We start from the raw sequence: 16,148 nt of genomic DNA, 5'->3' as shown, positions 1-16,148 counted from the left end.
GCGCTACGGCGGAGCAAGAGCGGAGGAGATGATCGCGATGACTGTGCCCGAGGTCGTTTCGCGGCGCGGCGGCGATGCGGGCGCGGTCGAGACCCGCGCCGAGCGCAAGCGGGCGCTCCGGATGCGGCTGATCGAACACGCCGCGGCTCGGTTGTTCGCCGAACGCGGGTACGAGGCGGCGAATTTCGAGGATGTCGGAGCGGCCGTCGACATGCGCGGGACCAGCCTCTATTACTACTTCTCCTCGAAGGAAGAGCTGTTCTTGCGCTGCATGGAGCACGCGGCCGCCGAGGTGTTTCCCCGGCTCCGGGACATCGCCCGGTCCGAAGGCCCGCCGTTGGCCCGGCTGCGGGCGATGTTCCGGGAAGAAGTCGTGATCACGCTTCGCGAGTACCCCGAGTTCATCCCGCTCTTCCTCAAGGTGCGAGTGCCGATCGAGGCGCTCGAACGGCGTCGCCGGGAACTGCGGCGCGAGCAGACCTCGATCTTCCGCGAAGTCGTCGACGAGCTGGACGGCCGCGCGGTTCCGGGCCGTCCGCATCCGACGCTGAATCTCGCGCTGGGCGGGATGGCGCTCGTCGGCGAGTGGTACGACCCGGAAGGGCACCTGAGCGTCGAAGGGTTCGCCGACGAGGTGTCCTTGACTCTGGCCGGGATGTTCACGCCGCGGTAACCCTCGCACACTGGCAGAAGCCCAGGTTTCGCGTCCGGCGAGACCTGGGCTTCTCTCGTGCCCCGGCGGAATTCGAGGCTCGGCTTGAAAACCGAGCACAGAATAGAATATATTATCCGTAGATGAGCGCGGCGGAGTCGTCGCGCGGCGCCGGACCCGACCACAGCGAAGTGGAGTGCACATGCCCGGACGGTTCGAAGGCAAGGTCGTCGTGGTGACCGGAGCCGCGCGCGGGCAGGGGCGCAGTCACGCGGTGCGCTTCGCCGAGGAAGGCGCGGACGTCATCGCGGTCGACGTGTGCGCGCAGGTGGCGACCGCGCCGTACCCGCTGGCTGCCGCGGACGACCTGGCGCAGACCGTGAAGGAGGTCCGGGCGACCGGCCGGCGAGTGGTCGCCGCCGAGGCCGACACCCGGGATTTCCCGGCGCTGAAAGCCGCGATCGACCGCGGCGCCGAGGAGCTGGGCAGGCTGGACGTGGTGGTCGCCAACGCGGCGATCGTGTCGTTCGGTTCGCTGCTCGACCTTTCCGAGGAGACGTGGCGGGACGTCGTCGACATCAACCTCACCGGCGCCTGGCACACGGTGAAAGCGGCGGTTCCGCATCTCGTGGCAGGGGGACGAGGCGGCGCGGTCGTGCTGACCAGTTCGGCGGCCGGACTGCGGGCGTACCCGGGACTCGGCCACTACGTCGCGGCCAAGCACGGGCTCGTCGGCCTGATGAAACCCTCGCGATCGAGCTGGGTCCGCATTCGATCCGCGTCAACTCGGTGCACCCGACCCAGGTCGACACTCCGATGCTGCAGAACGACGCGGTCTACTCGGCGTTCCTGCCCGGCACGGAGAACCCGGGCAAGAACGACTTCGCGCCGGTGTCCCAGTCCATGCACGCGCTGCCGGTGCCGTGGGTCGAGGCGCAGGACGTCTCCGGCGCGGTGCTGTACCTGGCCTCCGCCGAGGCCCGGTACGTGACCGGTGCGGCCCTGCCGGTCGACGCCGGAACGCTGCTCGTCTGAATCCGTTGCCCAATACATCCTGCAGACTTTTGGGAGCCATTCGATGCCCGCTTCTTCGACCGTGCGCCGCGTCTGGGCGCTCGACGCGCCGGAACTGACCGTGGACTGCAGCATCCTGATGCTCGGCACCGGCGGCCAGGAGGACACCATCCCGTCGCCGTCCTTTCTCGTCGAGCACGCCGAGGGCCTGCTGCTGTTCGACACCAGCCTGGCGACCTCCGGCGCCGGCGACCCGGCCGCCGCGTACGGCCCCCTCGCCGACGCTTTCAAGATCTCGATCCCGGAGCACTGCCGCTTGGACCGCCAGCTCGAGTCGATCGGCTGCAAGACGAGCGACGTGCGCCGGATTGTCTTGTCCCACATGCATTTCGACCACACCGGCGGGCTCGACCTGTTCCCGCACGCCGAGGGCTTCATCGGCGCCGGCGAGCTGCGGTACGCGCGCACGCCGTCGAGTCTCGACGCCGGGTTCTTCCGCGAAGAAGACATCGCCGCGGCGGGGAAGATCGCGTGGAACGAGGTCCCGGCCGGTTACGACCACGACATGTTCGGGGACGGCAGCGTCGTCCTGCTCTCCCTGCACGGGCACACCCCCGGCACCCTGGGGTTGAAGGTGCGGCTGCCGGACGAAAGCACACTGGTGCTGACCAGCGACGCGGCGCACAAGCGGGCGAACGTGGAGGCGACGACCGGGATGCCGTTCGACGTCGACCGGCTGAACAAGAACGCCTCCCTGCAGAAGGTGAAGCTGCTGCGCACGCAGCCCGGCACGACGGTATGGATCAGCCACGATCCGCGGGACTGGGCGGATTTCCGGCCGGACAACGGAGAAATCACGAGCGCCGCGGAGCTCAACCGCGCTGCTGCCCAAGCTTGACCGGCCGACCCGGAGGAACGCTGAAATGAAAACCGTCGCCGCGGTCGTGGACGAGGGAAGCACCGGACTGGAGCTGCGCGAGCTGGAGGTGGCCGAGCCGGGGCCCGGCGAGGTCACCGTCAAGTTCGTCGCGTCCGGACTGTGTCATTCGGACTATCACTTCCTCGACGGAGTACTGGGCGGGCGCAAGCCGATCGTCCTCGGCCACGAGGGCGCCGGAGTGGTCGAGGCGGTCGGGACGGGGGTGACCCGGCTGCGGCCCGGAGACCACGTGGTGGGCAGCTTCGTGCCGACCTGCGGATCGTGCCGCTACTGCGCGACCGGCCGGTCCAGCCTGTGCGACCTGGCCGCGGACACGATGAACGGCACTTTCCCGGACGGGGGCTTCCGCTTCCACGACGCGAAGGGCCAGGGCTACGGCAGCCTGTGCATGCTCGGCACGTTCGCGGAACGGGCCACCGTCCAGGAACGTTCGGTGATCAAGATCGATCCGTGGATCCCGCTCGAGGTCGCGGTCCTGGCCGGATGCGGAGTGCCGACCGGATGGGGCACGGCCACCCGAGCCGGGGGAGTGCGGGCCGGCGACACCGCGGTGGTGTACGGGATCGGCGGGATCGGCATCAACGCGATCCAGGGCGCCGCCTACGCCGGGGCGAAGTTCGTGGTGGCGGTGGACCCGGTGGAGTTCAAGCGGGAAACCGCGCTGAAACTCGGCGCGACACACGCTTTCGCCACGGCGGAAGAGGCGGCGGAGCGCGTGCACGAACTGACCTGGGGCCAGGGTGCGGACCAGGCGTTGGTCACGGTCGGCGTGGTGGACGAGAAGGTGGTCAGCGACGCGTTCGACATCGTCGGCAAGGGCGGCACCGTCGTGGTGACCGGTCTCGGCGCGCCCGATGACCTCACGGTGCACGTTTCCGGCGCGGTGCTGACGAAGTGGGAGAAGACGATCAAGGGGTCGATGTTCGGCACCCTCAACCCGCACTACGACATCGTGAAGCTCCTGCGGCTCTACGACAGCGGGCGGCTGAAGCTCGACGAGCTGGCGACCAAGCATTACCGGCTGGAAGACATCAACCAGGGATACGCCGACATGAAGGCCGGGAAGATCATCCGCGGCGTCATCCGGCACGACCGCTGACCCTGCGGACGCCGGAAGGAGGCTCATCATGGAAACGACTCGATGCGTTCCGTTTCGCGGGACAATCGCTGAGCCAACCGTTGCGAGAATGCCTTCGCCGAACCCGACGGAGCGAGGGAAATGAACATTTCGTGGATCACGGACGCGGTCGCCGGGCAGGTCCCGAGCGTCTCGCCGGACAGTCCGGCGCTGGCGCTCGGCACCGGAGACCCGCTCTCCTACGCGGAACTGCGGGAACGCGAGCTGCTGCTCGCGACTGCACTCCGGCGTGACGGTGTGCGGCCCGGCGACCGCGTGGCGCTGCTGCTGCGCAACTGCACCGATTACGTAGCGCTCTATCTCGCGCTCGGCCGGATCGGCGCGATCTCGGTGCGGTTGAACTGGCGGCTCACCGCGGCCGAATTGAGCTATCAGTTGCGGGATTCCGCCGCGGGAACGGTGATTTTCGACGCGGAGTTCGGCGAGCGGCTCGCCGGGATCCGGCGCGAAGTGCCTGCCCGGACTTACGTCGCGCGGACCGGCTCGGACGCTGCCGCACCAGAGTGGGCCGTACCGCTGGAGGAATTCGCCGGCAGCGCCGCGGACGGCGAGTTCCCGGAGATCGGGCCGGACCAGCCGCTCACACTGATGTACACCTCGGGCACGACCGGCCGTCCGAAGGGCGCGCTCCTCTCGCACGGCAACGCAGTGTGGATCGGGACGGTCCAGGCGCTGAACTGGAAATTCGATCACACCACGGTCGCGCTGACGCAGGGCCCGCTGTTCCACGCGGGCGGGTTCGAGGTGTTGCTCCTGCCCGCTCTGCTCCGGCACGGGACCGCTGTCACCTTCCCGTCCGGCGGATTCACCCTGGAAGCCATGCTCGAGGCGGCCCGCCGGCACTCGGCGACGGCCATGCTGGTCTATTCGTTCATGCTCGCCGAGTTCGGCGGCATCGAAGGGCTGGAAACCCTGGTTCCGCCTTCCCTGCAGCGGATCGTCACCGGCGGCGACACGATCATGCCGTGGGTGTACGACGTGTTCGAGAAGCGGCTGCCGGGAGTGAACCTCACCCAGTCCTACAGCCTCACCGAAGGCGGCGCGGTCGCGCTGCACCTGGACCACACGGTCGCCCGGGGCAGGGAAACGAGCGTGGGCGTGCCGCAGCCGATGACCCAGGTGCGCATAGCCGACCCGCTCGGAACGGAAGTGCCGACGGGCGAGGTCGGCGAAATCCACCTGCGCAGCCCCGGGGTCAGCATCGGCTACTGGAACCGTCCGGAGGAGACCGCGGAGACGTTCGCCGGCGGCTGGTGCCGCACCGGCGACCTCGGCCGGGTCGACGCCGACGGGTTCGTGACGCTTGCCGGGCGGGCCAAGGACATGATCCGCACCGGCGGCGAGAACGTCTACCCGGCCGAGGTGGAGAAGATCCTCACCGGCCATCCCGGCGTGCACGACGCCGCGCTGATCGGCGTGCCCGACGCGAAACTGGCGGAGGTCGGCTGCGCCGTCGTGGTGGCCGAGCCCGGCGCGGCGCCGGGCGAAGCGCAGTTGCGGCGCTACCTCGCCGAACGGCTCGCGAAGTACAAGATCCCCCGGTACTTCGTCTTCGCTCGCGAACTCCCGCGCACGGCCTCCGGAAAAGTCCTGAAGTACCTGATGAAGGAAACCTACGCGAACCTCGGCGAGCGCCCCGGCGCTCCCGCGGGAGGAGAAGACCCGGCATGACCCAGACCGGACGAGCGGCCCTGTTCTTCGGGCCCGGCGCCAAGCTCGAACTGGCCGAACTCCCCGTTCCCGAGCCGGAGCCCGGGGCGCTGGTGATGCGCGTGACCCGGGCGAACGTCTGCGGCTCCGACGTGCACATCTGGCGCGGCGACGGGGTGCTCGCCAGCCGGGGCCGCCGCGAGGACGGCCGGGTGATCGGCCACGAGATGACCGGCGTCGTGCACAGCCTCGGGCCGGGCGTGGACCGGGACTGGTCCGGTGCGCCGCTGCGGCCGGGCGACCGGATCGTGTGCCAGTACTTCGCGCCCTGCGGACGGTGCCGGCCGTGCTTGCGCGGCCGGTCCGAAGCGTGCCTGCGGCAGCACCGCGCGTTCGTCGGCAAACCTTCGGAGTTCCCGCATTTCCGCGGCGCGTTCGCGGATTACTTCTACGTGCGCCCGACGATGGCCGTGTTCAAGGTCCCGGACGAGGTCGGCGACGTCCTGGCCGCGGGAGTGAACTGCGCGCTCGCCCAGATGGTCATGGCGTTCGACCGCGCCCAGGTGTCGATGGGGGACCGGGTCGTCGTCCAAGGCGCGGGCGGACTCGGTCTCTACGGCGCCGCGCTCGCCCGGGAATGCGGCGCCGACCAGGTCGTCGTGATCGACGGAGTGGACGAGCGGCTCGAGCTGGCGCGGCAGATGGGCGCCGACGAGACAGTCGACTTCCGCGAGTTCGGCTCGCCCGAGGACCGGGCCGCCCGGGTGCGCGACCTCACCGACGGCGGCGGCGACGTCGTGTTCGAACTCGCCGGGCACCCGTCGGTGATCCCGGAGGGGATCCGGATGACCGCGCGCGGCGGGAAGTACCTGGAGCTGGGCACCTTCTACGAGGGCTCGCCGGTCGAGGTGGACCCGGGTTTCCTGGTCATGAACAACATCACGGTGCAGGCGGTGTCCTTCTACGACGCGCGCAGCCTCGCCAAAGCCCTGGCTTTCCTCGCCCGCAGGGCAGGAGACCTGCCCCTGGCGCGAGCCGCCGCGGACTACCCGCTGGCGGAGATCAACGAGGCGCTGGCCGACCAGGCGGCGGGCAAAGCCGCCCGGGCGTCGCTGGTCATGTCCTGAGCCGGCGGCCGAACGAGAACGGAGACCACGAGTTGTCGAACTCGATCGAGATCGCGGGTGTCGAGGTCCGGCACCCGGACGAGGTGTACGTCGGCGGCGAATGGCTGCCCGCGAGCGGGGGGCGGCACGAGATCGTGTCGCCCGCGGACGAAAAGGTCGTGGCCGAAGTCGGACTGCCGGGAACCGGCCAAGCCGAGGCGGCGGTAGCCGAAGCGCACCAGCGGGGCCTGTCGTCGTGGGGTCGACTGCCCGTGGCGGAACGAGTCGAGGCCGTCCGGCGGTTCTGCGCCGCCATGGAAGAACGCCTCCCGGAAATGGGTGCGGTGTGGGCGGTCGAGGCCGGGATGCCGGTCCGCTACAGCGCGACTCTGCATCGTTTCGGCGCGGTCGGAGCGTGGACCGCGGCACTCGACCAGGCCGAAGACGCACTGCGGCCGGAACGGCGCAGCACTCCGCTCGGCGACGTGCTCGTGAAGCACGAGCCGGCCGGGGTGGTCGCCGGGATCATGGCGTACAACGGCCCGCTGGTCACGATGGCCACCAAGATCATCCCCGCCCTGCTCGCCGGTTGCCCGGTGATCGTGAAAGCGGCGGTGGAATCGCAGCTGATCATGCGCCTGGTCGCCGAGTGCGCCGAAGCCGCGGGGTTCCCGCCCGGCACGCTGTCCATTCTGGCCGGGAGCACCGACGTCGCTCGTGCCTTGTCGGCCGATCCGCGCGTAGACCTGGTTTCCCTGACCGGCGGACGCGTCGCCGCGCAGGACATCATCGAATCGACCCGCGGCCGGTTCGCCCGCACGCACCTGGAACTGGGCGGGAAATCCCCGGCGCTGATCCTTCCGGACGCCCCGCTGGACAAGGTGCTGCGCAGCCTGCTCCCGGGCGCGACCGGCGGCACCGGGCAAGTCTGCGCCCTGCTCACCCGCGTGCTCGTCCCCGAATCGAGGCACGACGAAGTCGTCGAGGCGATGACGAGCGCGTGGTCGCGGCTGAAGATCGGCGATCCGCTCGACCGCGGCACCGACATCGGCCCCCTCGCCAACGCGGCCGCTCGCGACCGCACCGAACGGGCCGTCCGGCGCGCCGTCGCGGAAGGAGGCCGCGTCGTCGCCGGGGGAGGGCGTCCGCCTGGTCCTGGGTGGTGGTTCGAGCCCACCATCGTCACCGACGTCCAGCGGGAGTCGGACCTGGCCCGGAACGAGGTTTTCGGCCCGGTCACGGCGGTGCTGACCTACACGGACCTCGACGACGGCATCGCACTCGCCAACGACACGTCCTACGGCCTCGCCGCGACGGTCTACACGACCGACCTCGAACGCGGCCAGTACTGCGCGGACCGCATCACCGCGGGCTCGGTCGCGCTGAATTCGTTCGGGCCGAGCGTCGCCGCGCCCTGGGGCGGGCGGAAAGGATCCGGCTGGGGACGGGAAGGCGGGCCCGAAGGAATCCGGGAATTCGCCGAGACCAAGCAGATCCTCCTCGGACCCGGCCTGTCCTGACCGGCGCCGCTGGAGATCGAGGAGCACAGCCAAGCGGGCATGGCGAACCGCCATGCCCGCAGGTGCTTCCGGGCTGCCTAGGTGTTCTCCGCCGGTCGGCGAGCGACCGCGGCGGGGTTCGGGGCAAGCGCCACCACGGTTCCCGGACGAGGGAGCGTCGCCGCGCGGATCGCGGCAATCAGAGGGCCGAAGGTGCCGCGCGGCTGTCGGGCGTGGCTCGGGCCCCCGGCCGGGGCCGTCTTGACCGCACCGCTGCGGAAGTTTAATATAAAATATTATTTCTGCGGCAAGGAGGTGCGCGATGGCGCCTCGGACGGATCCGGACCTGAGCTGCCGGGCGCTGGCCCTCCTCCGCGTCGTGGCCGCTGGACGGGCCGAGATCACCTGCAGCCGCGAGCCGGACATGTTCGTCGACGGCGTGCCGTGCTGCGACCAGTACACCGCGCACGCGCTCGCCCACCGAGGGCTGATCGTCCAAACTGGACCGGCTGTGCTCGGGCAGCGGGTCCGCGCCCGCCTCACGCCGGCTGGTGCGGCAGCGCTGGGGGCGGCCGGCGAGGCGGCCTGAAAGAAAAGCAACGGGCAGGACAGCGGCTGGACAGGCCGCGGTCCTGCCCGTCTCCATGTCCGCCCCCGCGGTCGCTTCGTTTTGCGGACTCGGCTGTGCGCTGAGCGGCTGTTGCCCCGGTCTCACCCGGCCTACCGTTCGGAGGTGCGGCAGCGCCGCACTGATCGAGCCGACAATGGAGTTGCGCCGGAATGGACCAAAAAACACACCCGCCTTCCCTCGAGCGGGAACCAGTCGAGGGCGTCTGTCCGCGGTGCCGGGCCGCCGAGTTGTCCCGCTATCCGGTCAATTCCGAGGGCGGCTGGTTCGAGGTCGTGAAATGCCAGGCCTGCCTGTTCTCGGTCAGCCGGGAGCGCGGACCGCGGCTCGGGCCGATCCAGTTGCTCTCCGACTTCGTGGAGCGAAAGGACCGACGATGATCGCAGTCGACGTGGGCGGCACTTTCACCGACGTGGTCGCCCTGCGGGACGGGAAGATCCGCACCGCGAAGGTGTCCACCGACTACACCGATGTGACGCGCCCGGTGCTCGAAGGCGCCGCGCTGCTCGGCGTGGCGGGAGCCTCGGTGTTCAACCACGCCAGCACGCACGGGCTGAACGCGGTGATCACCCGCGACGTGCCGAAGATCGGGTTCCTGGCCACCGAGGGACACCGCGACATCCTGGACATGGGCCGGGTGTGGCGGCCGGCGGAGGCCATTTTGGACCCGGGCTGGCGACGCAGTTTCGGCGACGCCGCGCGGCCGCTGGTGCCGCGGTACCTGCGCCGGGGAATCCGGGAGCGGCTCACCGCGACCGGCGACGTGCTGTTCGAGCTGGACGAGGCGCAGGCGCGAGCCGAACTCGAAGTGCTGCGCGGGTGCGGCGTGACCGGGGTGGCCATCTGCCTGATCAACGCCTATGTGAACCCGGCGCACGAACTCCGCCTGCGCGACCTGGTCCGCGAGGTGCTCGGGGACGTGCCGTGCTCGTTGTCCAGCGAGGTGTCCCCGCTCGCCAAGGAGTACGCGCGGGCGTCGACGACGGTGGTCGACGCGCTGATGAAGCTCATCTACGCCGACTACACCGCGCGGCTGGAAAAGGGGCTGGCCGAACTGGGCTTCACCGGCCAGCTGAACTTCGCCGATTGCGCGGCCACGCTCGTGCCGTCGCACCGCGCGATGGAACAACCGTTCCGCATCGTGTTCTCCGGGCCCGCGGCGGGCACCGTCGCCAGCGCGCACTTCGGCTCGCTGATCGGCGAGCGCCACCTGCTGTGCGCGGACGTCGGAGGCACGTCGTGCGACATCAGCGTGGTCACCGGCGGCGAACCGTTCGTCGACACCACGTTCGAACTGGAGCACGATCTCGTCGTCAACGCGCTGGCCAACGACGTCAGCGCGATCGGCGCGGGCGGCGGCAGCCTGGTGACGATCGGCCAGACCGGCGAGATCCAGGTCGGCCCCGGCAGCGCCGGTTCGACGCCCGGCCCGGCCTGCTACGGCCGCGGCGGCGCCCAGCCGACCACGACCGACACCTGCCTGCTGATCGGCATCCTCGACCCGGGAACGTTCGCCGACGGCGAGCTGACGCTGGATCCGGAGCTGGCCCGGCAAGCGTTCGAGAACCTCGACTCGGAGTTCTCGCTGGCTCAGCGGGTGCGCTACGCGTACGAGATGGCGGTGCACAACATCGCCGAGGGCGTCTTCAACGTCGCGATCAAGAATGGCGTCGACCCGCGGGACTACACCCTGATCGCCTACGGCGCCGCCGGGCCGATGCTGCTGCCCGCGGCGATGGACGCGGTGCACTGCAAGCAGGTCGTCGTCCCGCCGAACCCGGGGCTGTTCTCCGCGCTGGGTCTCTTGTCGGCCGACCAGGTGTTCACCGTGAACCGCAGCGCCTACACCGTGCTCACGCCGGACGCGGCGGAGCGGATCGACGGGCTGTTCGCCGAGATGGAGGAGCAGCTGCGCGAGCGGCTGACCCCGGACGTCGCGGTGACTTTCGAACGCAGCTACGACGGGCATCTCGTCGGGCAGAGCTGGGACACGCCGTTCGTGCCGGTGCCGGCCGGGACCCTCGACGAGCCGGCGGTCGCCGCGATGATCGCGTCGTTCCACGACACCTACCAGGAGCGGTCGGGCAATCGCTTCGAAACGGTCCCGGTCGAGGGCGTCACGTTCCGGGTCCGCGCGGTGCTGGACACCCCGAAGGTCGAGTATCCGGAACTGCCCGCCCGCGCCGCGGACGAGCCGCTCCAACCGGTTCGCACGGCGACCCTGCGGTATCTGGGCGAGGGCGCGGAAGACCAGGAGGCGCCGGTGTACGACCGCACCGCGCTCCGGGCGGGCGACGAGTTCGACGGCCCGGCGATCGTCCACGAAGGACTGTCCACGACCCACGTCGGCGCCGGCCAGCATCTCGTCGTCGGTCGCTACGGCGAACTCGTCATCCGGAAGAAGTGAGCGTCATGACCACTTTGGACACTCCGCCGGTCCGCATCCGCGATCTCGCCGACGACGAGTTCGCCGGCGCCTACCGCACCGACCGCTTCACCGCGTCGGTGATCGTGAACCGGTTGAAATACGCCGTGGGGCACATGAGCACCGCCTTCCTGCGGGAGGCGTTCTCGCCGATCATCCGCGACTGGTACGACTTCGCGTGCACCATCAGCGGCCCGCCGTCCCAGGACTACCGGATGGCGGTCGTCAGCAACAGTCTGACGCCGTTCCTCGGCACGATGCCCGACGCCACCCGCAACGCGGTCGAGGAATTCGGCCCGGAGAACCTGTCCCCGGGCGACGTGCTGATCTGCAATGACCCCTACCGCGGCGGACGGCACGTCAACGACGTGCTGTTCACCCGGCCGGTGTTCGCCGACGGCCAGATCGTCGCGTTCGTGACGATGTGCGCCCACCAGCTGGACATGGGCGGCACGGTTCCCGGCGGCTTCTCCGCGACCAAGACCACCGTCTACGAGAACGGCCTCGTCCTGCCGCCGATGCTGCTGTGGGCGAAGGACCAGCCGGTGCGGTCGACGTTCAGCCTGATCTTCGACAACACCCGCTGGGGCGGCCTGCTGCTGCCGGACTTCCACAGCATGCACCAGCAGCTGCAGCTGGGCGAGCGGCTGGTGCGGGAGAACATCGAGCGCTACGGCCTCGACGCGTTTCTCGGCGCGCTCGAGTACTCGTGCGACACGTCCGCCGAGCAGATGCGCGAAGCGATCGCGAGCATTCCGGACGGCGATTACACCGGCCGCGCGCTGATCGACGCGGACGGGCTCGACGACACCGTCGATTACCAGGTGCACGTGACGCTGCGCAAACGCGGGCACGACATCGAGGCCGACCTTTCCGGCACCTCAGCGCAAGCCCGCACCTGCGTCAACTGCGGTGTTCTCGACGCGAAAACCGCGCTGGGCGTGGCGCTGACGATGCTGCTCGACCCGGCGATCCCGTTCACCTCGGGCACCTGGCGGAACGTCGACCTGGTCGCGCCGCCGGGGACGCTGCTGAGCGCATTGCCGCCGGAGGGCGCGCCGATGATGTTCTGGGAGCCGTCCGGGGCGCTGATCTCCGCGATTTTCGACGCGCTGAACCCGGTGCTGGGCGAACGCGCGATCGGCGGGGACTACGGTTCCACCAACACGCACAACGCGAGCGGCGTGCGGGCAGACGGCACCCCGTGGACGAGCGCGACGCAGTGCGGCGGCGAGCACGGTCCGTGGGGCGCCACGAAAGAGGGCGACGGCGACAGTTACACCGTGCTGTACAACCTCAACAATCTGGATCCGGCCACGGAGACGATCGAGCACGATTCGCCAGTCGTCCTCCTGCGCAAGGAGCACGCCATCGACACCGGCGGACCGGGCAAGCACCGCGGCGGCGCGGCGAACCTGAAGGACACGCTCTGGCTGACCGCGGCCGCGCAGCACCTGTCTCCGTTCCGGACCAAGGAGCCCAGCGGCGTCGGCGCGGACGGCGGGAAGCCGGGGCCGACCGGCGCCATGTGGATCTTCCCGCCGCGGGAAGGGAGCTCCGGGCCGGACGGGCTGCTGGGGGTCGCCCCCGACGTCTACGCCGGGAGCACGCCCGTCGCCGGGGTGCTCGACCCGGAAACCAAGGCGCTGGACCCGGACGGCGGGGTTTACCACTACTTCGCGAGCCGCAAGGCGTGGTTGACCGAGGCGGGTTCGGTCCTGCGGTGCCTGACGAACGGCGGCGGCGGATGGGGGTCGCCGTTCGACCGCGCGCCGGAGAAGGTGCTCGCCGATGTGCGCGACGAATACGTGAGCGTCGAAGGCGCGGCGCGGGACTACGGCGTGGTCGTCGTCGGCGACCCGCACTACGACCCCGAGGGGCTGCGCGTCGACGAGGAAGCAACTGCCCGGCTGCGTTCCGGCCGGTCGAACGAACAAGGAGTGAGCTGATGGTTTCCGCCGCGGTCCCGGTTTTCGGGGATCGGAACCTGTTCTTCGCGTGGAGCACCTACACCACGGACTACCCGACGTACGCGAAGTGGTACGACGAGGAGCACATCCCGCAGGTGATGGACGCACCCGGCATGGCAGGCGCGCAGCGGTTCGTCATCGCCGACACGAAGCCGTTGCCGGGCGTGCGCTCGCTCGACTTCGGGCACCTCGCGCTGTACGAAATGGACGGCAGCGCCCAGGGATTCCGGGACGAGGTCAAGCGAAAGCTGATCTCCGGGGAAATGGTGCTGCCCGATTACCTGGTGCAGCCGTTCCAGGCGCTCTTCGCGAAGCCGGTGAGCGAACCGTTCCACACCGAACAGTTCGCGGCGGCGGAGAACCTGGACGACCGGCATTTGTTCTTCGCGTGGAGCCGGCACACGGGCGACGACGCGACGTTCTCGAAGTGGTACGACGAGGAGCACATTCCGCAGATCATGTCGGCGCCGGGAATGCTTCGCGCGCAACGGTTCGAGGTGTCCGACGTGAAGCCGCTGCCCGGCGTCAAGCCGGTCGACGAGGGGCATCTGGCGATCTACGAGACCGCCGGCGGCCTCGAAGGGTTCCGGGCGGAGGTCAAACGGCAGCTGATGTCCGGCGAGATGGTGTTGCCGGACTTCGTGATCCCGCCGTTCGCGACGATGTTCCTCAAGCCGGTCAGCCCGTTCTTCCGCTCGAGCCGCACGTCATGACGTTCACCCGGATTCTCGACGCGGCGGCCGACCAGCTCCCGCCGCCGGGCGGCGACGGGATCGCGGTCAGCTACGAGGGCCGCGAACGGCTCACCTACGCGGAGCTGCGGGACAAATCGCTGCGGTACGCGGCGGCGTTGCGGGAACTCGGCCTGAGCAAGGGCGACCGGCTGGGACTGTTGCTGTGCAACGACCCGGAGTACCTGCCGCTGTGCTTCGCGGCGATGCGCCTCGGGGTGGTCGCGGTGCGGCTCAACTTCCGGCTCGCGTCCGCCGAGCTGAAGTTCATTCTCGCCGACTCGGGCTGCAAGGCGGTGATCGCGCACCGCAGCCTGCTCGACCGGGTCGAGCCGGTGCGCGCGGAGACCGGGGTCGAGACGTTCGTGGTCCGGCAGGATTCGGCTGATCCGGTGCCGGAATGGGCGCTTCCCTTCGAGGTGTTGCTCGGCGGCGAGCCGCTGGCCGACGCGCCGGAGGTAACGGACGCGGACCCGATGTCGCTGCTGTACACCTCAGGCACGACCGGGCTGCCCAAGGGCGCCGTGTGGACCCATGCCAATACGGTCGCGGCGGCGACCGCGCAGGCGCTGCGCTGGGGGTTCTCGCCGGGGACAGTCGCGCTGGTGCCGGGCCCGCTCTACCACGCGGGTGCGTTCGAGGCGATGAGCGCGCCGGCATTCCTGATGCACGGCACCGTGGTGTGCCTCCGGTCGGGCAATTTCACCGTCGACCGGCTGCTCGAAGTGCTCGAAACCGAGCAGGTGACTGACTGCCTGCTGTTCTCCTTCATGCTGCACGACCTGCTGCGCGTGGACGGGATCGAGGACCGGCTGCCGAAGTCCGTCACGCATTTCGTCATCGGCGGCGACACGATGATGCCGTGGGTCGTCGAGCGGATGCGCGCGAAGCTGCCCTGGGTCCGGCTGACGCAGGTCTACGGCTTGACCGAGGGCGGCGCGATCGCGACGTCGCTGGACGACGAGGATTTCGACGCCCAGCCGAAGAGCGTCGGCAGGCCGCTGCCGTTGACCGAGGTGCGGGTCGCGGGCGACGGGCTCGCGCCGGCCGCGCGCGGCGAAGCAGGCGAGATCCTCGTCCGTGGTCCCGCGGTGTGCGCCGGGTACTGGCAGCGCCCCGAAGCGAACCGGGACACCTTCGTGGACGGCTGGTGCCGTACCGGCGATCTGGGGTACGTCAACGCGGACGGCTTCCTGGTCCTCGCGGGCCGGGCGAAGGACATGATCCGCAGCGGCGGGGAGAACGTGTACCCGGCCGAGATCGAGCGAGTCCTCACCCGGCATCCGGCGGTGCTCGACGCGGCCGTCGTCGCGGTGCCGGACCCGAAGTACCTCGAAGCCGGCTGCGCGGTCCTGGTCCTCGCCGAAGGCCGGACGCTCGACGAGGCCGAACTGCGCGCGTATTGCCGTGCGCACCTGGCGGCTTACAAGGTGCCCCGGCACTTCGTCGCGCAACCGGAGTTGCCGCGCAACGCGTCCGGGAAAATTCTCAAGTTCAAGTTGCGCGAGAAGTACGAAAAGCTCGCTGCTCCCAAGGATTCCGGCACGCTCGCGGGAACGCGGCCGGGAGAGGAAGGCACACGATGAACAACCTGGTCCGGCGCCGCAAGCCCGAACTGGCGCTGGTGACGGGCGCGGCCGGCGGGGTCGGCTCGGCCACCGCGCGGCGGCTCGTCGAGGACGGCGCGAAGGTCGCGCTCACCGACCTGAACGCCGCACGGCTCGAGGAGCTGGCGGACGAACTCGGCGCGGTCGCGTTGCCCGCCGACGGCACCGATCGCGCGGCGATCCGCGAGGTGGTCGAGCAGGCCGCGGCCCGGCTGGGCGGGCTCGACACGGTGATCGCGGCTCAGGGCGCGGCGGTGTCGGGAACCGCGCGGCCCGAGCACGCGGAGGCCTACCAGCGGGCGCTGGACGTGAACCTGCACGGGTCGTACTACCTGGCCGGGGAGGTGCTGCCGCACCTGGTGGAGCGGCAGGGCTCGCTGGTGCTGTTCGCGTCGACCGCCGGGCTGATCGCCGGCCCGCCCGGGACGGTCGGCTACACCGCCGCGAAGGCGGGGATCATCGGCATCACCCGGTGGCTCGCCCGGGACTACGGCCCGAAAGGGGTCCGGGTCAACGCGGTGTGCCCGGGCTGGATCCGGACCCCGCTCGGCGAGGGCGCGATGGCCTACCTGGCGAAACGCGAAGGAATCACGCTCGACGAGGCGTATGCGCTGACGACGAAGCACGTGCCGCTGCGCCGGGCCGCGGAGCCGGAAGAAATCGCGTCGGTGTGCGCGTTTCTCGCGTCGGGCGACGCCTCGATGGTGACCGGCCACGTCCTGGTCGCGGACGGCGGCGGCGCGGCGGTGGATTCGTCCACTTTGGAGTTCGACGCGCCGTGAGCGGTG

The 16,148-nt window shown here is 70.1% G+C and carries 14 protein-coding genes and 1 pseudogene; 14 read left to right on the top strand and 1 reads right to left on the bottom strand.

From position 1 onward, the window contains the following. Positions 1-37 precede the first annotated feature (37 nt). On the top strand, positions 38-673 hold the full coding sequence (locus F9C12_RS04800; protein WP_409464917.1) for a TetR/AcrR family transcriptional regulator: 636 nt from the start codon (positions 38-40) through the stop codon (positions 671-673). Positions 674-785: 112 nt separating this feature from the next. Here the strand turns inward: F9C12_RS04800 and F9C12_RS04795 are convergent, their stop codons facing one another. Continuing rightward, complete coding sequence (locus tag F9C12_RS04795) at positions 786-923, bottom strand: hypothetical protein (protein ID WP_409467172.1); 138 nt, start codon at positions 921-923, stop codon at positions 786-788. Between F9C12_RS04795 and F9C12_RS04790 the strand changes: the two are divergent. The 13 genes and pseudogenes from F9C12_RS04790 (at position 885) to F9C12_RS04730 (ending at position 16,142) form a co-directional block, all read left to right on the top strand. After that, positions 885-1,687, top strand: a pseudogene (locus F9C12_RS04790) (mycofactocin-coupled SDR family oxidoreductase). The gene F9C12_RS04795 and the pseudogene F9C12_RS04790 overlap by 39 nt on opposite strands. Before the next feature lie 43 nt (positions 1,688-1,730). Further along, on the top strand, positions 1,731-2,564 hold the full coding sequence (locus tag F9C12_RS04785) for an N-acyl homoserine lactonase family protein (protein ID WP_409464916.1): 834 nt from the start codon (positions 1,731-1,733) through the stop codon (positions 2,562-2,564). A gap of 25 nt (positions 2,565-2,589) precedes the next feature. Then, entirely contained in the window at positions 2,590-3,705 is a 1,116-nt protein-coding gene (locus tag F9C12_RS04780) for an NDMA-dependent alcohol dehydrogenase (RefSeq protein ID WP_409464915.1), read from the top strand. Positions 3,706-3,825: 120 nt separating this feature from the next. Then, positions 3,826-5,415 carry a class I adenylate-forming enzyme family protein gene (locus F9C12_RS04775; protein WP_409464914.1) on the top strand — a complete coding sequence of 530 codons (1,590 nt, stop codon included), beginning with the start codon at positions 3,826-3,828 and terminating at the stop codon, positions 5,413-5,415. Then, a complete protein-coding gene (locus F9C12_RS04770; protein ID WP_409464913.1) occupies positions 5,412-6,521 on the top strand; it encodes a zinc-binding dehydrogenase in 1,110 nt (369 codons plus the stop codon). The genes F9C12_RS04775 and F9C12_RS04770 overlap by 4 nt, the downstream gene beginning before the upstream one ends. A 32-nt stretch (positions 6,522-6,553) precedes the next feature. Further along, positions 6,554-8,020, top strand: coding sequence for an aldehyde dehydrogenase family protein (locus tag F9C12_RS04765; RefSeq protein WP_409464912.1), 1,467 nt, complete (start codon positions 6,554-6,556; stop codon positions 8,018-8,020). A 301-nt stretch (positions 8,021-8,321) separates the two neighbouring features. After that, a complete protein-coding gene (locus F9C12_RS04760; RefSeq protein ID WP_409464911.1) occupies positions 8,322-8,588 on the top strand; it encodes a hypothetical protein in 267 nt (88 codons plus the stop codon). Positions 8,589-8,779: 191 nt separating this feature from the next. Then, a complete protein-coding gene (locus F9C12_RS04755) occupies positions 8,780-9,007 on the top strand; it encodes a hypothetical protein (protein WP_409464910.1) in 228 nt (75 codons plus the stop codon). Beyond that, positions 9,004-11,034: a hydantoinase/oxoprolinase family protein gene (locus tag F9C12_RS04750; protein ID WP_409464909.1), complete on the top strand. Its 2,031-nt coding sequence runs from the start codon at positions 9,004-9,006 to the stop codon at positions 11,032-11,034. Before F9C12_RS04755 ends, F9C12_RS04750 begins: the two co-directional genes overlap by 4 nt. Positions 11,035-11,039: 5 nt before the next feature. Further along, complete coding sequence (locus tag F9C12_RS04745; protein WP_409464908.1) at positions 11,040-13,001, top strand: hydantoinase B/oxoprolinase family protein; 1,962 nt, start codon at positions 11,040-11,042, stop codon at positions 12,999-13,001. After that, positions 13,001-13,735, top strand: coding sequence for a hypothetical protein (locus F9C12_RS04740; RefSeq protein WP_409464907.1), 735 nt, complete (start codon positions 13,001-13,003; stop codon positions 13,733-13,735). Before F9C12_RS04745 ends, F9C12_RS04740 begins: the two co-directional genes overlap by 1 nt. Further along, entirely contained in the window at positions 13,732-15,339 is a 1,608-nt protein-coding gene (locus tag F9C12_RS04735) for a class I adenylate-forming enzyme family protein (RefSeq protein ID WP_409464906.1), read from the top strand. Before F9C12_RS04740 ends, F9C12_RS04735 begins: the two co-directional genes overlap by 4 nt. Continuing rightward, positions 15,336-16,142, top strand: a complete 807-nt coding sequence (locus F9C12_RS04730) for an SDR family NAD(P)-dependent oxidoreductase (protein WP_409464905.1) — start codon at positions 15,336-15,338, stop codon at positions 16,140-16,142. The genes F9C12_RS04735 and F9C12_RS04730 overlap by 4 nt, the downstream gene beginning before the upstream one ends. Positions 16,143-16,148: the final 6 nt, after the last annotated feature.

Origin of the sequence: Amycolatopsis sp. GA6-003 (assembly GCF_046267895.1) — a bacterium.
Taxonomy (GTDB): domain Bacteria; phylum Actinomycetota; class Actinomycetes; order Mycobacteriales; family Pseudonocardiaceae; genus Amycolatopsis.
Note: the sequence above shows the minus strand (reverse complement) of the source record. Positions and strands in the feature narration are given on the sequence as shown.